Genomic DNA, 21,868 nt, shown 5'->3' with positions numbered 1-21,868 from the left:
GCTATTCTTTGGTGATTTGTGGTGTGTGGTCTGGGGTTATGGTGGCATGCGGACACACTTTTCTTTACTTAACCCTCACTTTTTTGTTTTTCTAGACGTGAATCGTCTCCACAAGATCTCACCCACTTTGCCCCACCCCGAGTCCCCACTTTCCTCCACTTAGCTATTGGGGTGAGGGAATTCTTATCTTCGGTCGTTGCTGGTATTTCCGAATGTTTGGCTCTGGCGACACAAAATTGCAGGTCAACGCGCTAATTCTGGCGATCAGGTTCAATCTGGATAGTTTCTAGCAGGTAGGTGGTGGGTAGTGGGGCGTAAACTGCTTTCTGTTAACAATGTGGTTGGTGTGGCGTCGTTGTCGGCGTGGTCGCGGGTGGGTGCCCCACTTTTTATTCGCACTTTAATTGTCGAGAGGATTCTTTAAAGTCCCAGGTCAATTGGGTTAAAATGGATGTCCTGGCGGTGGGGTTGCGCTGATGCTGTGACTATTTTTCTCCTTCTTGTGTTGATAGTGGCAGATAGTGGGGTAAAGTGGGGCGTGATGTTGATTGAGGTTGGTCAACATTGCAGAAGTGAATATCCGATTTGCGCTTAAAGTTTGGCGAGATTTTGGCACAGCGGGAAAGCACAGCCCTCTGGCTCTGCTTGAAGGCAACGCCTAAATCCCTGAATTCGGTAAGCGTTTGTGCGTTGACATTGAGGTTGACACGGGGATAGGAGGCCAGTGACGCATGTTTCTGGGCACCTATACGCCGAAGCTTGATGACAAAGGGCGCCTGACGTTGCCGGCGAAGTTCCGTGAGGATCTCGCAGGTGGCCTGATGGTCACTAAAGGGCAGGATCATTCTCTGGCGGTGTATCCGAAAGAGGAGTTCGTCAAATTAGCTCAGCGGGCTACTAAGGCCTCTCGTACGAATGCCAAGGCGCGAGCTTTCATCCGAAATCTTGCGGCGAGCACAGATGAGCAGCGTCCTGATGGCTCGGGGCGAATCACGTTATCGATGGATCACCGTCGGTACGCGAATCTCTCCAAGGAGTGCGTGGTTATCGGCTCTATTGACTTTCTGGAGATCTGGGACAAAGAGTCCTGGGAGGCCTACCAGGCGGAGCATGAAGCTGATTTCTCCGAAGGTGAGGATGACTCGCTGTTCGGCGTTTTATAAACCGCTTGGAATAACCGAAAAGAGGGAATGTCCGCATGGACTCTGCCTGATAGCCCCTGGTGTACTTCCCCGATACCAGGTTCTGTCAGGCGGGGCCCTGTGAACATCCCCGCTTTTTGTTTTAAGCACCGATAGCAGCATTCCCAGTAGTGCTCATGAGGTGCGGTCTGGTTGCTGGCGCGGCACTCGTCGTTAAGCAAACCGGGAATACACTCGATAGATTCTCTGACCAGTGCGAACATACCCGGTGAGGAGGGGAAATGAACGGATCGGCACCTGCGGATGATCGCAAGTCCGGCGAGTTTGGTCATGTCCCCGTTTTGCTTCACCGAGTAACTGATTTATTGCGCCCGGGCATCGAGGCACTGGGTGACGACGCAGTAGTTGTCGACGGCACTCTTGGTGCCGGTGGACACACGGAATACCTGTTGGAGCAGTTCCCGAAGCTCTGCGTTGTTGGACTCGATCGCGATGACAATGCATTGCGAGGGGCAGAAGAACGTCTCGCGCGCTTCGGTGATCGCTTTGTAGGGTTCCGTGTGCGTTTCGATTCGCTCGCCGAGGTGCTCAGTGGTGAAATTTCTGCAGCCGCTGGTGGAAGTGGCGCGGAGGACATTCTCGCCCGCGCCGCTGAGAAGGGCATTGCAGGTGCGCTTTTCGACCTCGGTGTTTCCTCGATGCAGCTTGACCAGGTCAATCGTGGATTCGCCTACCGAGTCGACGCCCCGCTGGACATGCGCATGGATGCAAGCCAGGGGATTACCGCAGCGGATGTGCTCAATACCTATTCGCACGGTGATATCGCGCGCATCCTATCGACTTACGGCGACGAGCGCTTCGCCGGCAAGATCGCCTCGGCAGTCCTGCGTGAGCGGGAGAAGGAACCGTTTACGACTTCCGGTCGTCTGGTTGAGCTGCTCTACGAAACCATTCCGGCGGCATCTCGTCGTAAGGGCGGACACCCGGCCAAGCGTACGTTCCAGGCTCTTCGTATCGAGGTAAATCGTGAGCTTGAAGCTCTGGAAAATGTGCTGCCGCAGGTCTGCGATGCACTCGCAGTCGATGGGCGTGCAGTGTTCATGAGCTACCAGAGTCTGGAAGACCGCATCGTCAAGAAGGACTTTGCGGAGCGCGTGAAGTCGACAACCCCACCGGGGCTCCCGATGGAGCTTCCGGGGCATGAACCGCACTTTGCTCTCATCACGAGAGGTGCGGAGAAGGCGTCGGCAAGCGAGATCGAAGACAACCCCCGAGCCGCACCGGTGAGAGTTCGCTGTATCGAGCGAATTCGAGCCGATTGACCCAAACCTTTCAACCGCACCAAACGCACCCTTAACGATCTAAGTACTGGGAGAACTTTCGAGCATGGCAACGACAATCACGGAGCACGCCCCCACCCGGCGCACCTCCCGCGGCGCATCTGCAACCGTCGCCGGTGCCAAGACGAAGACTCGTCAGCGCGGTCGCAGCGCCCGCACGAAACAGGATCTTTATCAGCGCCGGCGGTTTGGGCGCACAGGTTCTCAGCAGGTCATCTCGGTGCGTGGGCGTCGCGTTACGACGTCCTCGAGGGATAACCACAAGTTTGCCGGTGCGGCCGTGATGATCATTCTCGTCGTTGCCGGAATCGTGGCGGCGATGTGGCTGTCGGGTATTTCGACCTCGACATCCTTGCAGCTGGATGCTGCGCAGACCAAGGAAAAGGAGCTGCGTAACCAGCTTGAAGTGCTCGAGCGGGATGTTGCTTACATGAAGTCAACCGGTGCTATCGCGCAGCGTGCTGTGGAAGAGGGCATGGTCAATCCGGAGCAGCCTGCCGTTTTGACGACTGATCCGGAAGGCAAGGTCGTGGAAGTGCGACCGGGCGATGAGAAGCAGCAGAAGATTGTCGACCTCAACAGTGAGTCGCCGAATAATCCGCATGCGCCGTCGTCGAACCCGAAGGACACCGAGAATGTTCCGGGGATGCAGGCACCGGCTATTGAGGAAGCGCATCCACGTCCGAACGGGTTGCCGGCTACTGCTCCGTATGCGCCGCAGAACCACGCACCAGCACCAGCACCAGCACCTGCGCCGGCTCCGGCACCCGCGCCTGAGGCTGAAGCGCCAGCGCCAGCTCCGGAAGCGCCCGAAGCGCCAGCCGCGGCGCCGGAAGCACCGGAAGCTCCGGCACCCGAGCCAGCTCCAGCACCGTAGGAACTTAGAAAACAAACTGGGCCAAACTGGCCAACTGTCCGATATTCTGGCGGTTCCACTGTTTCTGGTCAGTCGACTGTAGACTAATTAATTCAGTACTCGCGATGGCAGGGAATACCGCCTAACGTTATCGCGCGCGGGAGAATCGACTTAGTAGAAAGCACTAGCGCATGATTCGATCTGAAGACGACTACCCCAACCGTGGAGGGGGGTATGACTTCGGCGAACGTGCTTACCGAATTACATCCCGTGAGCGCAGAGGCCAAAGTCGCGTTCGGGATGGTCAGCGCAGCCGGGGGCTCGATGCTAAAACCAACCGAAGCGTGCCCCCGCGCGAAAAAATGCGCATTAGTAATAAGGACTTCATCCGACGTCGCAACTGGCTGCAGTTTATAGGCGCTATCGCAGTTGTAGTGCTGGTCTCCCGTTTGGCTTGGGTGCAGCTCGTCGCAGGTCCTGACCTGTCGGCGGCGGCGCAGAATCAGCGCACGGTGGAAGTTGTTGATGCAGCTCGGCGCGGTGCGATTCTCGATCGTAACGGAGCTCAGCTTGCCTTCACTATGGAGGCACGCAGTATTACCGTTCACCCGAACACTTTGCGCAAGTGGATTGGGGACGCCCATAAGCAGCGCCCGGATGATGTCGCTACCTACGATGAACGCCTCGAGCAGATCGCCAAGGATTTGCCGAAGCTACTCGACGTGGCCGACATCGACGCGGAGAAGTCGGGAAGCAGTCGCCGTCGTCAAGCGGAACCCGAAACCGAGGAGAACTCGGTGATGAGCGCGCCGTCCCGGGTGAGCTCGAAGGACATTCTGGAGAAGCTGCGCAATGAGGACAGCACCTATGAGGTGCTCGTGCGTAATGTCGACCCGGACAAGGCCGCTGCCATCGTGGAAAAGTATCCGGAACTGGTGGCGGAGCGTCAGGATATTCGCCAGTACCCGAATGGGGCGACGGCGGCTAACGTCATCGGCAAGATTGGCATGGATGGCGTCGGCCAGTTCGGCTTTGAAGCCTCTCGTGATGCCACTTTGCAGGGTATTAACGGTGGCAAGACCATTGATATCGCCTCTAACGGTGTGGCAATCCCGGGATCCACGCGCGATGTCCACGCAGCTGTGGACGGTACGACTTACGAGCTGACCCTGGACCTCGACATGCAGTACTTTGTCCAGCAGCAGGTCAACCAGGCGAAGGCCAACTCGGGAGCGAAGGATGCGTCGGCAGTCGTGCTCGACGCGAAGACCGGCGAAGTGCTTGCAATGGCGCAGGCGGACACGGCTAACCCGAATAAGGATATGGGGGCCGAGCTCGAAGAGGGGCGCACTATCGGAAACTCCGCTGTATCGAACCCATTTGAGCCGGGCTCTGTAGCAAAGATCATTACCGCCGCGGCCGCTATCGAAGATGGCAAGACCACACCGGATGAGGTTCTGCAGGTCCCGGGCACGATTGATATGGCGGGTGTCACCGTGCGCGATGCATGGGAGCACGGCACGGAAGCTTTCACGACGACCGGTGTATTCGGCAAGTCCTCCAATGTCGGCACCCTAATGCTGGCAGAGCGTTTGGGTCAGGACCGCTTCGCTGAGATGCTGCATCTCTTCGGGCTGGGGCAGTCCACGGGTATCGAGTTGCCCAGTGAATCGTCCGGCTTTGTGCCACAGCGTCCGCAGTGGTCCGGCGGTACATTTGCGAACCTGCCCATTGGTCAGGGTATGGCCATGACACTGCTGCAGATGACAGGAGTTTTCCAGGCAATCGCCAACGATGGCGAGCGCATCCCGCCGCGTATGATTCGTTCGACAATTTCCCCGGACGGCACGAAGACGGCAACAGAGCGCCCGGAAACAGTGCGTGTGGTTAGCCCGGAGACCGCCCAAACTGTGCGCGCTATGTTTGAAGGCGTTATGCAGTCTGATCCCACGGGGCAGCAGTCGGGTACCGCGGCCGGCAATAGTATTGAGGGATACTCGCTCACAGGCAAGACAGGTACGGCGCAGAAGTTTGACCCCGACACCGGCGCGTACTCGAATTCCAAGTACCACATCACGTTTGCAGGCATCGCGCCTGCCGACGATCCCCGTTTTGTCATTGGCATTATGCTTGACGAACCCCAGCGTGGTGTCCATGGTGACGGCGGTCAGTCAGCAGCCCCACTGTTTAAGGACATCGCCGCTTGGGCGCTTAACCGCTACAACGTACCGCCGTCGCCACCCCGCGAGGGCAAGTTGTTGCTGCAGCCGTAACGAGGTCACCACCACAATGAAGTTACCGCGACAGCACTAATACACAGACTTTTATTACTTTGGTTTCTGCAAAGTGAATCTCTTGAATTTTTCCAATTTGTTGTACACCAACGACTGACTTGAAAGAGGGAACAGCCAATGACCGCCACCCTTGCGAAATTGTGTAACCTCGCGCATGGCCGACTTGACGGCATTACCGAATCCGCGGCGGCAGGAGCGGATATCGCCGCAATCGAACTCAACGCTGCCGAAGTGCCTGAAGGCGGAATGTTTGCTGCCGTCCCAGGTACTCGCACGCATGGTGCGCGCTACGCGCAGCAGTCGGCTGCTACAGCGATCCTGACTGATGAGGAAGGTCTGAAAATCCTGCGGGAAGCAGGGGAGACTCGACCAGTCCTGGTTGTCGACGATGTCCGGGCCGTCATGGGGCACGTTGCTGCAGAAATCTACGATCACCCCTCGGATTCACTGACCATCATTGGGGTTACCGGCACCTCTGGCAAGACCACCACGACCTACATGCTGGAGGGCGCGCTCCTGGCAGCTGGATGCTCGACAGGCATCATTGGTACTACCGGCACGCGCATCAATGGCCGTGCCGTTCCGTCGAGCCTGACTACCCCAGAGGCTCCAGCCCTCCAGCGCCTGTTCCACCAGATGCTCTCCGAGGGTGTGACGCACGTTGTCATGGAGGTTTCTTCCCACGCACTGTCGTTGGGACGTGTAGACGGAGTCAGTTTCGACGTCGGCTGTTTCCTCAACCTCTCGCAGGATCACCTGGACTTCCACAAGACCTTGGAAGAGTATTTCCAAGCCAAGGCCAAGCTCTTTGATCCTGAAGGTCCGACACATGCACCGAAGGCTGTCGTGTGCATCGACGACGACTGGGGTGTCCGCATGGCAGATATCGCTGCCGGCGACCCGGATGTCCAAGTCACCACTGTCCATACTCAGCATCGCGTAACCGACAAGACGCCAGCTGCCGAGGTCTTTGCAGAATGGCACGCCGCTGCAGCCACTGTCGCCACTAACGGTGTCCAGCATGTGGAGCTAACGCGAAACAACACTGACACAGTTGAGGTGGAAGTTCCTCTGCCGGGTGCTTTCAACGTTGCCAATGCCGCAGTCGCATGGGCTGTGCTCGATGCGATTGGGCATGCCAATGACGCGGCCAAGAGCGGTCTGGCACAGGTGCGTGTGCCAGGCCGCATGGAGCGCATCGATCGCGGACAGGACTTCCTGGCTGTGGTGGACTATGCCCACAAGCCAGCCGCAGTAGCTGAAGTGTTGGCCACCTTGCGTGCACAGACCGAAGGTCGCGTGCTGGTTGTCGTCGGCGCCGGTGGCGACCGCGATAGTGCCAAGCGTCCAATTATGGGAGCTGAGGCTGCATGCGGTGCCGATGTCGTCATCATCACCGATGACAATCCACGCTCCGAGGTGCCCTCTGAAATCCGTGCGGCCGTGGTCGCCGGTGCGAAGGAAGCGGTTGCCAGCAGCAAGGCCAGTTCTGACACGGTTGTTGAGGAAATCGGCGATCGCGGCCAGGCAATTCGCCGTGTCGTCGAACTTGCCCACAGCGGCGACAGCATCGTGGTGGCAGGCAAGGGACACGAAACCGGCCAGGATATCGGTGGCGTGATTCACCCGTTCGATGACCGTGAGCAGCTGGCCGAAGCACTCACACAGCGACTGGAGGGATCCGCTGATTGAGATTGCTGAAATCGCTGAGGAAGCGCACCACCTGACATGCCTACCGCGAACCATTCGCGGTAAGCGAATAGAATCAAGAAATCATCCTTTACTAGGCGCCTGGAACTCTAACCAACAAGGACTATAGACATCATGATTGCCCTGACCGCCGCGGAAATCGCTCACATCGTGGGAGGTGAACTCGCCCACGTCAATGATGACGCCACAGTGACTCAGCCCGCAGAATTCGATTCCCGAAAGATTCGCGAAGGCTCGCTCTTCCTCGCCCTACCGGGCGCGCGTGTCGACGGCCACGACTTCATCGATCAGGCTGTGGCAGCTGGAGCGACGATGGCACTGGCGGCACGAGATGTTGGGCAACCTGCGGTCGTCGTCAAGCCCCTTGGTAAGCAGGACTCCAATGCCGACGCATTTGCACACGATCCGGATGGTTCCGGGGCGGCGGTGCTGGAAGCGCTTGGTAAGTTGGCGCGTTACGTCGTCGACGAGCTGAAGAAGGATCAGCTGCATGTCGTCGGTGTGACGGGTTCGGCGGGAAAGACGTCGACGAAGGACATGATGGCGACGCTGCTGCGTACCGACGGTCCGACGGTGGCGCCGAAGGGGTCGTTTAACAACGAAATTGGACATCCGTACACGGTGCTGCAGTGCACTTCGGAGACGAAGTACCTGGTTGCGGAGATGAGCGCACGCGGAATTGGGCATGTGGCCCACCTGGCGCGCATTGCGCCACCGACTATTGGTGCGGTGCTCAATGTTGGCACGGCGCACCTTGGTGAGTTTGGCTCGCGCGAGGCAATCGCGCAGGCTAAGGGCGAGCTCGTGGAAGCGCTGCCGGCTGCGGAGCAGGGCGGTGTGGCCGTACTTAATGCCGACGATGACTACGTCACTGGCATGGCTCCGCGTACCCAGGCGAAGGTGGTGTTCTTCGCTGCAGATGAGAACTCCGAACGCCACGCAACCGCGGATTACCGCGCCACGAATGTGCAGCTCGACGATCTTGCTCGTGCATCTTTTGACCTGCATGTACCGGACGGGCGTACATTCCCGATCCAACTGCAGGTCTATGGTGCGCACCAAGTGGCCAATGCCCTGGCGGCGATTGCGGTGGCAGTGGAATCCGGTATTGATGCTGAGCAGGTCGCAAAGGCGATGGCCGCGCATGTGGCAGCGTCAGAGCGGCGCATGGATGTCCAGCAGCTCACTGGCAACATCGTCGTTATTAACGATTCCTACAATGCCAACCCTGATTCGATGCGTGCGGGGATTGATGCTCTGGCACGTACAGCAGCTGGCCCAACGCACCAGGACGCCTCATCGTGGGCCGTGCTGGGACAGATGGGTGAGCTTGGTGATTCCGCTGAAGATGAGCACTCGTCGCTTGGCGAGTACCTTGTGGGCCGCGGCATCGATCGACTAATTGCAGTCGGAGAGAGTTCTAATGTGCATGCCCTGGCCGACAAAGCGGAAGAGTTGGGGTTAAATACTTCTAGGGTGCCGGATACATCCACTGCCGCGGATTTGGTGGCGGCCGAGGTGCGTCCGGACGATGTGGTGTTAGTCAAGGCCTCCTATGCGGACGGTATGTGGCGGGTCGCGGACTCGCTGGCTGCCAAGGTTGGGACTACGCCCGAAGGTGAAAGCGGAGAGGAAAAGTAAGTGATTCAACTTATTCTCAGTGGTGCGATTGCATTTCTGGTGAGTGTCTTTTTAACACCAGTGCTTATTCGCAAATTCTCTGCTGAAGGTCTTGGCCAGGAGATCCGTGAAGAAGGGCCGAAGAGCCACCTGCGCAAGCGGGGAACTCCGACTATGGGCGGCATCGCCATCATCGCCGCAATCGTCGCTGGTTATTTCCTCTCACACCTCGTTACGTATATCCAGACTGGCGTGGGGCCGTCCGCCTCCGGTCTGTTGGTGATGTTCCTGGTTCTGGCGATGGGCGCATTGGGTTTTGCCGATGACTTCATCAAACTCTACAAAGGACGCAACCTGGGGCTGAACAAGACAGCGAAGCTGGTTGGGCAGCTGGCGGCAGCGCTGATTTTCGGCGTGCTGCTGCTGCAGTTCCCGGATGCGTCTGGCTTGACTCCCGGTTCGACGAGCTTGTCGCTGATTCGAGATATTCCGTTCCTGAATCTGGCACCGGGGCCTGTGTGGTTCGGCATGATTGTCTTCCTGGTATTTGTCTTCATCGTCATTGCCGCATGGACGAATGCCGTCAATCTCACTGATGGCCTTGACGGCCTGGCCGCTGGCGCCACCGCGCTGCTACTGGCCACCTACACGCTGATTTCCTTCTGGCAGTTCCGTAACTCTTGCGAGGCTTCGCTGGGCAGCGGTTGCTACAACGTCCGCGATCCGCTGGATATCGCCGTTATTTCCGTCGCGGGTCTGGGCGCCTGTTTGGGCTTCCTGTGGTGGAATGCAGCGCCGGCAAAGATCTTCATGGGAGATACCGGTTCGCTGGCTCTTGGCGGTTTGGTAGCGGGTCTGTCATTTGTCACCAAGACTGAGCTGCTGATGGTTATCATTGGCTTCATCTTCGTGATGGAAGTTGCTTCCGTGGCAATCCAGATCGCGGTTTTCCAGACGACTGGCAAGCGCGTATTCCGCATGGCTCCTCTCCATCACCACTTCGAAAACGGAGGTTGGGCGGAGACAACTGTTGTCGTTCGCTTCTGGCTACTCGCAGGCATTTTCAACATGATTGGCGCAGCCATCTTCTACAGTGACTGGCTCTCTCAGGTAGGCGTATTTCAATGATTAACTCACCAGACCCGACCAACCTCACCGATATCCGAAATCTCGACTTAGTCGCTACGGTGCGCTCTGGTCGAGTTCTGGTGGCAGGAGCCGGAGTTTCCGGTCGCGGTGCCATTGCGATGCTCAAGGACATCGGCTGTCCGGAAGTTGTCGTCGTGGACGATTCCGCTCTCGGCGCACTGGTTGCCGCTGACTTTTCGGTTCGGCATGTCACGACCGCAGACGCTCGCGACGAGCTTGCCGACGCGGTTGCGATTGTGACCTCGCCGGGGTGGCGTCCGACCAGTCCGCTGTTCGGCGCCGCCGCTGAGGCCGGTGTCCCGGTATTCGGCGATGTGGCGCTGGCTTTCGCCGGCGACTGTGCCCAGCTGTGGGGGCCGAAACGTACCTGGCTGGTAGTCACCGGCACTAACGGCAAGACCACAACCACCTCCATGCTGGCCGCCATGCTCGGGGAGCAGGGCGCAGCTGTGGGCAACATTGGTGTGGCTCTGTACGACGCACTGACTGCTGAGCCTCGTATCGAGGTCTTGGCCGCAGAGCTGTCCAGCTTCCAGCTGCACTGGGCTCCAAACATTCGCCCAGATGCGGGAGTACTGCTGAACCTGGCGGAAGACCACATCGACTGGCACGGTTCTTACGAAAACTACGGTCTGGACAAGACCCGTGCGCTGCGCGGTACTGTCGCAATCTACGGTGCGGATGACGCAGATGTCGTCGAGCACGTGGAAAAGATGCTGAAAAACGACGAGCTCGGCAACTCCGTCGTGGGCTTTACCGATGGTCCCCCGGAGGCACACCAGGTCGGAGTTCGCGACGGCATGATTGTCGACCGCGCTTTTGGCGGCGGCGATGCCGCAGCTGACGACTCTGGTCCGGGCATTGTCATCGCACCGGTAGCGGGAATTTCTCCTCCCGGCCGGGCAGGTGTTCTCGACGCGGTGGCCGCCACTGCGATGGCGCGCAGTATCGGTACCTCACCGGAGCAAATTGCAGCGGCATTGGAGACTTTCGAAGTTCGCGCACACCGCGGTCAGATTGTCCATAAGGCAAATGATGTCGTGTGGATTGATGACTCCAAGGCCACCAACCCCCACGCTGCCGACGCTGCACTGTCCGGTCATGAGCGTGTCGTTTGGATCGTCGGTGGTCAGCTCAAGGGCGCGGAAATCTCTCCGCTAGTGGCGAAGCATGCTCATCGCCTGCAGGCCGCCGTGGTTCTGGGCGTCGATAGGCAACTAGTCAGCGATGCGCTCTCCCGCATCGCACCTGCTGTGCCGGTCGTTGTCATTGATGACACCGATAAGGTCGATGCCATGGCAAAGGTCTGTATGGCAGCTAGTGAATATGCCAACCCTGGGGATGTGGTGCTGTTGGCACCAGCTGCCGCCAGCTTGGACATGTACTCCGGTATGGCTGAACGTGGCGACTTGTTCGCGCAATGGGCGCAGAAGGTGACGTCAACTGATGGATAACTCCCGCAAGGCTCGTAATTTAAGCGCTAGCGCCGCGACGGCACAAAAGGGGACGAAGGCTACCAGTTCACAGCGGCCTTCGTCGTCAAGCTCTAGTGCTCGAGAACGGCCGGCGTGGGTGGAGCGTTTCAACGACTGGAAGTCGCGTCCGCTGTTCGACTACCACCTACTGATGATCATCGTCGCGCTGCTGACGTCGATAGGCCTGGTGATGGTGCTGTCGGCATCCATGGCCAGCGCGGGTAACGACTCGGGCAGCGTGTGGTCGGTGTTCATCCGTCAGCTGGTCATGGTGGTGGCGGGTCTTATCTCCATGTGGATCGTGCTGCGAATGCGGGTGGAATTGATTCGCTCGCTATCGACAGCAGCGCTGATTTTGTCCTTTGTGCTGCTGGTTTTGGTGATTATCCCTGGTATCGGCATCGGCCTGGAGGAAACCGGTGCGCGTTCGTGGCTGAGTATTGGTGGTATCACCATGCAGCCGTCAGAAATCGCGAAGATCGCGCTGGCACTGTGGGGTTCGAAGCTGCTGGCTGAAAAGGTCCGCACTGCTGTGTCCTATACCGATTTGTTCGGGCTGTTCGGTGCGGTCAGCTTCGTGGTATTGGCACTGGTGATGCTGCAGCGTGACCTCGGCATGGTTGCTTCCATGGCGTTCGTCGTGGTGGCGTTGGCGTGGTTCGCTGGCCTGCCGCGCGTATTCATCACCGGGCTGCTTGCCGCTGCGGCTTTCGCCCTGGTGATTTTTACCGTCACCGCGGGTTTCCGTTCGGCGCGAATCAGGGTCTACTTGGACTCGCTGGTTGGTAACTTCAACGACGTGCAGGGCGATGCCTACCAGTCCTACCAAGGCTTTCTTTCGCTTGCCGACGGCTCTCTCACCGGTGTCGGTCTCGGTCAGTCGAGCGCGAAGTGGGGATACCTACCGGAGGCGAAGAATGACTTCATTTTCGCCATTATCGGTGAGGAGACTGGTTTCCTCGGCGCGCTGATGGTTATTTTGCTCTACGCAGCGCTCGGCTGGGTGGGACTTCGTATCGCCGGTCGTCAGAACGATCCGTTTCTCCGTCTGCTCGCGGGCACGATTACTGCTGCAACCGTGGTGCAGGCTTTCATCAACATCGGCTACGTCGTTGGTGCGTTGCCAGTGACTGGTCTGCAGCTGCCGCTGATTTCCGCCGGTGGTACATCGGCGATGGTGACGTTGTTCTCGATGGGTCTGCTGGCCACATGTGCCCGCCACGAATCGGAGGCAGTCTCTGCAATGCAGACTTCGGGACGTCCGGGGCTGGACAGGTTCCTGGGTATTCCGGAACCAATCCCGTATGACGAATCGCGTCGCCACGCGCCGAAGGTGCGTGCCCATCGCGATCCGCAACGCTTCGGTCCTCCCGTGGTGACCAGTGGAGCGCGTACTCCACGCGGCGAGGGGGCGCAGGTGCGGGAAACCTACAGTGGCCGAGCTGACCGACCCAATCGGCCCGGCCGTAGTGGAGGCAGCCGCAGTGGTCGAGGTGCCGCCCCGCAGCGTGGCTCCCGAACCTCCGGCAGCTCCGGAAACTCGGGCAGCGTTCGTGGCCGCGAAGTGGATTATTCCCCTCGCAGTGACAACGGACGGACGCGGGGTTTTACAGCGAGGTCGCCGCGGACTGGACGGTCACAGGGCTCCTGGTCGTCGTCAAGCTCAGGCCGGGGCAGTAGGATTCGGGGCGAAGGTCGTGGCGGACAGTCGCGTTCGCGCCAGCGCCCGGGCCGAAACAATAGGAACGGCGGTTCAGCACCGCGGAGGAGGAATCGATAACACCATGGCAGACAAGAATCTGGGCGCAGCCGCTGGGGCGAAAGGCGCTTCGGAGTCTGAGCAGTTTCTCAAGGAAGATGGCTCTGCTCCGACCATTGTGGTGGCCGGCGGTGGTACGGCTGGCCATATCGAACCTGCACTGGCAGTAGCGGATGCGATTTTGAAACTGCAGCCGGATGCCCGCGTCATTGCACTCGGTACGAATCGGGGGTTGGAGTCAACCCTCGTACCGGCGCGAGGCTATGACCTAGAGCTGATTCCGCCAGTGCCGGTGCCGCGCAAGCCGACTGCGGATTTGTTCAAGCTGCCTCTCAACGTCGCTCGTGCGGTGCGTGAGACCCGCAAGGTTTTCAAGCGCATTGACGCTGATGCGGTCATCGGCTTTGGTGGCTACGTATCGGCACCGGCCTACATGGCGTGCCGTGCGGGGAAGAAGATTCCGTTCCTGGTTCACGAGGCCAACGCCCGTGCGGGCCTGGCCAATAAGCTCGGTGTCGCACTCGGGGGCGTCGGTTTGGCTGCCGTGACTGGCTCTGGCCTGAAGGCCGAGGTTGTTGGCAATCCCGTGCGTGCCAGTCTCGCGGCGTTGGACCGCGACGCCAAGCGTGCCGAAGCCCGCGAGTTCTTCGGTTTACCGCAGGAGGGTCCGGTGCTCTTTGTCACCGGTGGTTCGCAGGGGGCACGTTCCATCAACGAAGCTGTTACCGGTGCAGCCGCAGAGCTCGCCAACGCCGGTGTATCTGTACTGCATGCCTACGGCAAGAAGAATCACGTCGAGGTCGAGGCTATCCGCGAGGACGCCCCCTATGTCGCTGTGCCGTACATCGACCGGATGGATCTGGCGTACTCCGCCGCCGACCTGATTTTGTGCCGTTCCGGTGCGATGACGGTGGCTGAAGTCTCAGCTGTCGGCTTGCCTGCGGTGTACGTTCCGCTGCCACACGGAAATGGGGAACAGGCGCTCAACGCCACCGATGTCATCGATGCTGGTGGCGGTATTCTCATCGCCGACGAGTCGCTGACTGCGGCATCAGTTTCGGATATCGTGATTCCGCTGGTCACGTCCCCAGAAAAGCTTGCCGACGGGCGCCGCGCCCTGGCCAACATTGGACATGGTAACGCTGCGGAGAACATCGCCCGTCGGGTGCTGTCTGCGGCTGTGAACTCTAAGAAGTAAAGCGAGCATAAACATGAACGTTAATTTCGATGACTTTCAGCCGGTAACGGGAGAGCTGCCCGCAAGTGTCCACATGATTGGCATTGGCGGTGCCGGTATGTCCGGTATCGCTCGCATCCTGTTGGCGCGTGGCATTCGTGTTACCGGTTCCGATGTCAAGGAGTCCCGCGCGGTGGTGGGACTACGTGCGATGGGAGCCACCATCGCCATTGGGCATGACCGTGCGAATCTCGAGCTTGCTGGCGAGGGAGAGCTGCCGGACGCAGTGGTCATTTCCTTCGCTGCTATCCCGAAGACGAATCCGGAGCTGGCCGGTGCACATGAGCTGGACATTCCGGTGCTCAAACGCTCCGATGTGTTAGCGCTGTTGATGCAGGACTCCAAGGCTCTCCTGATCGCCGGTACTCACGGCAAAACCTCGACTACATCGATGACCGTCGCCGCTTTGCAGGCAGCTGGTTTGGATCCGTCTTTTGCCGTTGGCGGTCTGATGAGCAAGGCCGGTGTCAATGCTCACCAGGGCAGTGGCGATGTCTTTGTTGCTGAGGCCGATGAGTCGGATGCCTCGTTGTTGACCTACCAGCCGGAAGTGGCCGTAATTACCAACATCGAGCCCGATCACCTTGACTTTTTCGGTGACGACGAGACCTACTACGCCGTCTTTGACGCTTTTGCAGAGCGCATTAAGGATGGCGGTCATCTGGTCATCTGTGCTGAGGATCCGCATGCGGCCGCATTGGGCGAGCGCGCGGTGGAGCGCGGCATTAACGTGCTGGCTTATGGTGGGGAAGAAGCCTTGGCTCAACACCCGACGCTGCCGGTCGGTGCCGTTTTGCACGGCTGGACTCCGGTCGGTGGTGGTGCCCGCGTGGAGGCCACTGTTGGCTCGACATCGGTGAGGTTTGAACTTCATCAGCCCGGCCGTCACATGGCGCTCAACGCGCTGGCTGCAATGGTCGGTGGCGACTGCGTCGGGGCAGATTTGGGGCGTATGGCGCGCGGTCTCGGTGAATTCACCGGTGTCCGTCGCCGCTTTGACTACCACGGCAGTATCGGCGAGGGGCCATTTGTTGGCGCTCGTATCTACGACGACTACGCGCATCACCCGACCGAGGTCTCCGCAGTTCTCGGCGCAGCTCGGGAGTTGGTCACCGAGGCCGGTCGTGGCAAGGTCATCGCTGTGTTCCAGCCTCACTTGTACTCGCGTACTCGCAGCTTTGCCGACGAGTTCGCTGCCGCCCTGTCTCTGGCGGACAAGGCCGTATTGCTCGATGTCTTCGGCGCCCGCGAGGAGCCACTGCCGGGCGTCGACGGCGCGCTCATTGCCAACAAAATGACCATCCCTGTGACGTATGAGCCGCATTTCACCAGCGTCCCGGCTCGCGTTCGCGAAATCGCCGAACCGCACGACGTCATCCTGACCATCGGCGCTGGCTCTGTGACGATGCTTGCCGACGAAATCGTGCGCGAGCTCAGCGGAGACAACGACGAACAGGTGGAGTCGTAGCACTGTGAAAACCAGCCGAAAGCAATCTCAGCAGACCGACGGTGCAGGCCGGGGCGCAACAGCGTCGCGGCGTCGGCGTTCAGCGCGCGCCCCGCGACGCGGCTGGCTCGTCGGCGGTGGCCTGGTCGCGATTATCGCCATCGTTGCAGCGGTGGTGTGGTTTTCGCCGTGGCTGGTTGTGAAAAACATCGATGTTGAGGGCGTCGTCCACGGGGATAAAGACGCGATTGTCGAGGCCAGTGGTATCTCCGAGAATCAAAAGCTCATTCGCTTGGACACGGATGCCTCAGCGCGCTCCGTGGCGGGGCAGCCGTGGGTCGATAGCGTGACTGTCAGTCGTTCGTGGCCGCAGGGCGTGACTATTTCGGTACGAGAATTCACCCCGGTGGTGTTTGTCCGTGCCACTGACGGAGAGCATCTGTTTTCCGCAAATGGTCAGGAGTTCGTCACGGCAGCCCCGCCGGCGGGTGTCATCGAGGTTGTTGATGCACCTCGTGTGGATGAGCCAACAGACGGCAAAGTTGACCCCGAACCGCGCGTTATCAAGGCGGTTTTGAACGTCGTCAAGGCGTTGCCAGAGCCCGTTGCACACCGTGTGGAGCGGATTAGCGCTCCTTCCGAGGCAGAGATCAAGCTATTTCTGACCGATGGATACGAGGTGTACTTCGGGTCCTCGGATAATGCGGCAGAAAAGGCACGCGCGACGGAGATTGTGCTGAACCGTGGCGAGAAGATTTGGAATGTCTCCAACCCCCGACTACCCGCTGCTAAGGGAGAGTAGAGAATGGTGGTGTCTGGAGTGATTTCTGTGGCTAAACACTATCCCTCAAGTGCAGGTTTAAGGTAGCGACACGCGCTAAAAGGTCGCTGAATTATTTGCAGTTTTCGACCACAATGGGGTCAACAGCTTTTCGGCCATGATGCACTTCTTCCGTGCGGTGTCATGGAGAGCTGTACTGCCCGGCGGTGCCAATGCTGTCGTGCGGCCCATGTGCAACGTGGCTAGATGAAATTATTTAGGACCTATAGGAAAGGGCGAGAAACGCGCAATGACCTCCCCGAATAACTACCTCGCCGTTATCAAAGTCGTCGGTGTCGGCGGCGGTGGCGTCAATGCTGTCAACCGCATGATCGAGGAGGGGCTGAAGGGTGTCGAATTTATCGCAGTCAACACCGACTCGCAGGCCCTGATGTTCTCCGACGCTGATGTCAAGCTCGACATTGGGCGTGAGGCAACTCGTGGTCTGGGAGCTGGCGCTAACCCCGAGGTTGGCCGCACTTCCGCGGAAGACCACAAGGACGAGATTGAAGAGACCCTCAAGGGCGCCGACATGGTCTTCGTTACCGCAGGTGAGGGCGGTGGAACCGGTACCGGTGCAGCTCCGGTTGTCGCGAGCATCGCCAAGAAGTCCGGTGCCCTGACTGTTGGTGTCGTAACCAAGCCGTTCGACTTCGAGGGCAAGCGCCGTGCACGCCAGGCCGCCGAGGGCATTGAAACCCTCAAGGAGGTCTGTGACACCCTTATCACCATTCCGAACCAGCGTCTGCTGCAGATTGGTGAACAGGATCTGTCCATGATGGACGCGTTCCGCTTCGCCGACGAGATTCTTTACAACGGTGTCCAGGGTATTACTGACCTGATTACCATTCCGGGCATGATTAACGTCGACTTCGCCGACGTCCGCTCGGTAATGGCTGAGGCTGGCTCGGCTCTGATGGGCGTTGGTTCCGCACGCGGCGACGACCGTGTGATGAACGCCGCTACTCAGGCCATTAACTCCCCGCTGCTGGAGTCCACCATGGATGGTGCACAGGGTGTGCTTATTTCCGTCGCCGGTGGCTCCGACCTGGGCTTGATGGAGGTCAATGCCGCCGCGTCCATCGTGGAGGAAAAGGCTGACCCGGATGCCAACATCATCTTCGGTACCATCATCGACGACAACCTCGGTGACGAAGTTCGCGTCACTGTGATTGCTACCGGTTTTGAGCAGGGTAACGGCAACCCGCTGGACAAGCCAGCCGCAGGTGCCGCTGCACGTCCGGCTGCACAGGATGCCGAGGCGCGTCCGGCCGCTGAGCAGGCACCGCGACAGGGCAGCGCACTGCCGGGCGGTGACAACCTCGGCGCTCCGGCCCCGCGTGTGGAGGAAGAGCGCCCGGTCGCACAGCCGCGCGAGCGTGAGGATCGCGACCGCTTTGTCCCGCGCACCAACCCGAACAGCGGTGGTCTGTTCACCGATAACCCGACACCGCGTACGCAGGAAAACCGCAACTACCGTGGTGCTCACCGCGATGACCGCGACGACCGTCGTGGCGGCTACCAGGCTTCCAGTGACCTGCCGGAGTGGGGCTTCTAAGAAATCATGACTGAATCCCGCCGCAGCCGAAAAATTCTGACGAATCGGCGCGGCGGGTTTTCGCTGCCACCATATGATTCCTTCAATCTTGGAGATCATGTCGGCGATGACCCGTCCGCAGTCGAACGCAACCGCCAGCGCTTGGCCGATTCTCTGGGAATCGACCGTGCCCGCTTCGTCTACATGGAGCAGCTTCACACCAACACGGTCACCGTCGTCAACGAACCACAAACTGAGCCTGTCTCGGCTACCGACGCCATCGTCACGACCACGCCGGGTCTCGCGCTGGTAGTGCTCGTTGCCGATTGCGTTCCCGTCTTGCTTTCCGACGATTATGCGGGTGTCGCCGCTGCGGTACACGCAGGGCGGACCGGTGCCCGCAACGGAATCGTTCGTAAATCTGTCGAGAAGATGATTGAGCTCGGTGCCACGCCCGAGAATATCCATGCGCTTCTCGGTGCGGCGGCTTCTGGCCACAATTACGAGGTGCCTGAGTCGATGGCCGATGACGTCGATAAGCATTTGCCCGGAGCGAAGATGCGAACGAAGCAGGGGACTGCCGGTGTCGACGTGCGCGCCGGCCTGATGCGTCAGCTCTATGACCTCGGTGTACGGCATGTCAATGTCGAGCCCAGCTGCACTATTGAAAATGAGCAGTACTTTTCCTACCGGCGGGAGGAGAAGACTGGCCGTCAGGCGGGCATCGTAATCTTGCCTGAGCAGGGCTAAGTTTCAAAGTTGTAATTTTGGCGCGCCAAATTTGCGCGTGTCTATGCGATATTGCCAACCCAGCCGGTAGGTTGTGGGTAGCACAGACTTAAATTCGCACACTAAGAAGGACGTAGCAGAAGATGGCTGATTTCTTCCGTGGGGTTTCAAATTTCTTCGGTCTTACCCCGACTGATGACGCGGCTTACGACGAGCACTACGACGAGTTTGACCGCCGTGACGAGGAGCGTTTTGATGACTCCTATGCCGACTCGCGTCGTGCGGAGCGTCACCGCTACGAGCTGCGCGAAGAGGCTCCACGTGAGGCTGCAAGTGTGAACTCCCGCGAGGAGGACTACCGCTACGGCAACCTGCACTCCGTTGCTGATACCAAGGAACCGGAGCAGGTCTTCATCAAGCCGGAAAGTGGTTTTCAGGACAAGTACTCCAAGGCTCCGGACATCGGTTCGCACTTCCGCGACGGTGACATCGTCACCTTCGATCTGAGTGAGCTTGACCCATCTGAGGCTAAGCGCTATGTCGACTTCGTTGCTGGACTGGTTTTCGGTCTGCGCGGCCGGATCAAGGCTGACGGCTCCGTGTTCACCCTGTACCCGCATGGCTGCGATGTCAACGAGGGCCAGTTCGACCGGATGTCCGGCTAGTCAGCCGGCTCGCATGGCTTGTTAGTGTTTCGTATTTCGATTAATTAGCTAGACTGTTTATTCGTGTCTTCACTACTGCTAGTTCTGCTAATCCTGCTGAAGCTTTTCACCTATCTGCTGTTGGCTCGCATTGTGATTGAAATGATTCAGTCATTTTCTCGCTCTTGGCGACCAGGCAGGGTGTTTTCGTCGATTGGTGAAGTTGTTTTTGTCATTACCGACCCGCCGGTGAAGCTGTTGCGCCGACTCATCCCGCCTATGCCGATGGGCAACGTGATGGTGGACATGTCTGTGCTTGTTTTGTTCTTCATCCTTATGATTCTGCGAATGGTGCTGCAGGTAGCTCTCGGCGCGGTGGTGTAAATATCGCTAACTGTTTGCTTGGGGTCCACAATGTGGATTTCGGTGGAGCTGTGTTGTTTTGACTGTCCCGAATGTGATGTTCTCGGGCATTGAATTGCTACCGGGGGTGTTAATCGGGGGCAATAATAGGAACCCGTTGGGGAATGTAATCCCCAATGGGTTTTTATTGTGTCGGGGGTAAAGTTCTGTGGCTAAAGGTGCAGGGTAAGGGCGAGGTTTAACGTTTTACTAGAACTTTGCCATTGGTTAGAACGTGGGGGATAGAGTCCTGCCCAAAATAAATGGGGTGAGGACTGTGACTAGAGCAGGTAGGATTGGCCGGGTAAACAGTACTACTGGAAATAATTCTCTTAAGATTTCTTAAGAACTGTCCGCTCAAAGTGTTAGGGGAACTCACCATGCCGTTGACTCCGGCTGATGTGCATAATGTGGCTTTCAGCAAGCCTCCGATTGGCAAGCGTGGTTACAACGAGGACGAGGTCGATCAGTTCCTCGACCTCGTAGAGGACGCACTGGGTGAGCTCCAGGATGAAAACGCTGAGCTGCGCCAGCGCGTTGAGGACCTTGAAGGTCAGCTAGAGCAGGGTGGCGGCGCAGACTACGCTGCTTCCGGTGCTGCCGCTGCGGCGCCGGCTGTCGATGAGGACAAGCTGCGCAAGGAAATTGAGCAGGAGCTGCGCGCTGAGTACAACGAGCGCCTGAGCGCTCAGCAGCAGGAGATTGAGGCTCACTACCAGGATCGTCTGGATGCTCTTGAGAAGCGTGCTTCTGAGGCAGAGGCTTCTGCACAGCAGGCTTCCTCCGCAGCTGCGGAGCAGCCGCAGGCAGTTGCAGCAAGCACCGGCACCGAGTCGCAGGAAGTTAGCCTCCGCGCTGCTCGTATCCTGCAGGCTGCTCAGGACACCGCTGATCGCGTCACCACTGACGCCGACGCTGAGGCCAACAAGCTTGTCACCGAGGCTCGTGAAAACGCTGACCGCACCGTGGCAGAGGCCAATGAAGAGGCCGAGCGCACTATCACCAACGCTCGCAATGAGGCAGAAGCAACTTTGGCTGATGCCAAGGAGCGCAGTGAGCAGCTGTTGGCTGATGCCCGCAACGAGTCTGAGTCGACCCTCACTGACGCTCGCCAGCGCAGCGAGCAGATGATCAGCGACGCAGACGCTCGCTCTAACGCCACCATCACCGCAGCGCAGCAGAAGGCAACCGCGCTGCAGGACGATGCAGAGCGCAAGCACCACGAGATCATGACCACCGTCAAGGAGCAGCAGACCGCTCTGGAGGGGCGCATCGAGGAGCTGCACATCTTCGAGCGCGAGTACCGCACCCGCCTGAAGACCTTCCTGGAGTCCCAGCTCGACGACCTGAACTCTCGCGAGTCGGCTGCCCCGGCCGACGGCTACAACAACTAATTACGTAGCCAACACGTAGAAAACCACCACGCTCGGCTCCCCAGAGAGGGGAGGCAGAGCGCGGTGGTTTTTGCTATCTTTCCCTGCGAACCAATCGCATTCTTTGTTCCGGTCAGGGTTGTAGTAGTTGCCTGAGACACTGCTATACTGACACCCATACGCGCAATGAGCCGGCCATCACCGGGGAGCGTTTCGGAAGAACAGTCCAGTAGAAAATGGGCCCAGTAGAACCGAACGGTTTGGCACCGTTACAAAGCCTTATTAAATAAGCGGGCTATCGCGTGAAACCGCATGGTTCTTGTTCGCAAGAACC

The 21,868-nt window shown here is 58.9% G+C and carries 17 protein-coding genes; all 17 read left to right on the top strand.

The genetic code is table 11. The annotated features are described in order from the left end of the window. Positions 1-731: 731 nt before the first annotated feature. A complete protein-coding gene (gene mraZ / locus QP982_RS06775) occupies positions 732-1,163 on the top strand; it encodes a division/cell wall cluster transcriptional repressor MraZ (protein WP_005510286.1) in 432 nt (143 codons plus the stop codon). Positions 1,164-1,423: 260 nt separating this feature from the next. After that, entirely contained in the window at positions 1,424-2,464 is a 1,041-nt protein-coding gene (gene rsmH, locus QP982_RS06770; protein ID WP_070767281.1) for a 16S rRNA (cytosine(1402)-N(4))-methyltransferase RsmH, read from the top strand. A gap of 64 nt (positions 2,465-2,528) precedes the next feature. Beyond that, the gene (gene ftsL, locus QP982_RS06765; RefSeq protein WP_070866631.1) at positions 2,529-3,359 is read left to right on the top strand and encodes a cell division protein FtsL; all 831 of its coding nucleotides are present in this window, start codon (positions 2,529-2,531) and stop codon (positions 3,357-3,359) included. 341 nt (positions 3,360-3,700) lie between these two features. After that, entirely contained in the window at positions 3,701-5,611 is a 1,911-nt protein-coding gene (locus QP982_RS06760) for a peptidoglycan D,D-transpeptidase FtsI family protein (RefSeq protein ID WP_048731186.1), read from the top strand. A 138-nt stretch (positions 5,612-5,749) separates the two neighbouring features. Next, complete coding sequence (locus QP982_RS06755; protein ID WP_016423004.1) at positions 5,750-7,324, top strand: UDP-N-acetylmuramoyl-L-alanyl-D-glutamate--2,6-diaminopimelate ligase; 1,575 nt, start codon at positions 5,750-5,752, stop codon at positions 7,322-7,324. A gap of 132 nt (positions 7,325-7,456) precedes the next feature. Then, positions 7,457-8,983 carry a UDP-N-acetylmuramoyl-tripeptide--D-alanyl-D-alanine ligase gene (locus QP982_RS06750; protein WP_016423003.1) on the top strand — a complete coding sequence of 509 codons (1,527 nt, stop codon included), beginning with the start codon at positions 7,457-7,459 and terminating at the stop codon, positions 8,981-8,983. Next, positions 8,984-10,090: a phospho-N-acetylmuramoyl-pentapeptide-transferase gene (gene mraY, locus QP982_RS06745; protein WP_016423002.1), complete on the top strand. Its 1,107-nt coding sequence runs from the start codon at positions 8,984-8,986 to the stop codon at positions 10,088-10,090. Continuing rightward, positions 10,087-11,565 (top strand): UDP-N-acetylmuramoyl-L-alanine--D-glutamate ligase, encoded by a 1,479-nt coding sequence (gene murD, locus QP982_RS06740; protein ID WP_016423001.1) that lies wholly within the window; start codon positions 10,087-10,089, stop codon positions 11,563-11,565. Before mraY ends, murD begins: the two co-directional genes overlap by 4 nt. Continuing rightward, positions 11,558-13,366, top strand: a complete 1,809-nt coding sequence (gene ftsW, locus QP982_RS06735) for a putative lipid II flippase FtsW (protein WP_016423000.1) — start codon at positions 11,558-11,560, stop codon at positions 13,364-13,366. The genes murD and ftsW overlap by 8 nt, the downstream gene beginning before the upstream one ends. Before the next feature lie 4 nt (positions 13,367-13,370). Beyond that, positions 13,371-14,543, top strand: coding sequence for an undecaprenyldiphospho-muramoylpentapeptide beta-N-acetylglucosaminyltransferase (gene murG, locus QP982_RS06730; RefSeq protein ID WP_016422999.1), 1,173 nt, complete (start codon positions 13,371-13,373; stop codon positions 14,541-14,543). 13 nt (positions 14,544-14,556) lie between these two features. Continuing rightward, positions 14,557-16,050 (top strand): UDP-N-acetylmuramate--L-alanine ligase, encoded by a 1,494-nt coding sequence (gene murC, locus QP982_RS06725; RefSeq protein WP_284870340.1) that lies wholly within the window; start codon positions 14,557-14,559, stop codon positions 16,048-16,050. Positions 16,051-16,054: 4 nt separating this feature from the next. Next, the gene (locus QP982_RS06720) at positions 16,055-16,831 is read left to right on the top strand and encodes a cell division protein FtsQ/DivIB (protein WP_016422997.1); all 777 of its coding nucleotides are present in this window, start codon (positions 16,055-16,057) and stop codon (positions 16,829-16,831) included. 268 nt (positions 16,832-17,099) lie between these two features. Continuing rightward, positions 17,100-18,407 (top strand): cell division protein FtsZ, encoded by a 1,308-nt coding sequence (gene ftsZ / locus QP982_RS06715; RefSeq protein WP_016422996.1) that lies wholly within the window; start codon positions 17,100-17,102, stop codon positions 18,405-18,407. 6 nt (positions 18,408-18,413) lie between these two features. Beyond that, a complete protein-coding gene (gene pgeF / locus QP982_RS06710; RefSeq protein ID WP_284870339.1) occupies positions 18,414-19,136 on the top strand; it encodes a peptidoglycan editing factor PgeF in 723 nt (240 codons plus the stop codon). A gap of 122 nt (positions 19,137-19,258) precedes the next feature. Continuing rightward, positions 19,259-19,780, top strand: a complete 522-nt coding sequence (gene sepF, locus QP982_RS06705) for a cell division protein SepF (RefSeq protein WP_016422994.1) — start codon at positions 19,259-19,261, stop codon at positions 19,778-19,780. A gap of 63 nt (positions 19,781-19,843) precedes the next feature. Then, positions 19,844-20,143, top strand: coding sequence for a YggT family protein (locus tag QP982_RS06700; RefSeq protein WP_016422993.1), 300 nt, complete (start codon positions 19,844-19,846; stop codon positions 20,141-20,143). A 398-nt stretch (positions 20,144-20,541) separates the two neighbouring features. Further along, complete coding sequence (locus QP982_RS06695; protein WP_016422992.1) at positions 20,542-21,555, top strand: DivIVA domain-containing protein; 1,014 nt, start codon at positions 20,542-20,544, stop codon at positions 21,553-21,555. Positions 21,556-21,868 lie beyond the last annotated feature (313 nt).

The organism is Corynebacterium sp. MSK019 (genome assembly GCF_030232425.1).
Taxonomy (GTDB): Bacteria; Actinomycetota; Actinomycetes; order Mycobacteriales; family Mycobacteriaceae; genus Corynebacterium; species Corynebacterium jeikeium_D.
This window is presented reverse-complemented; position numbering and strand designations above follow the sequence as displayed.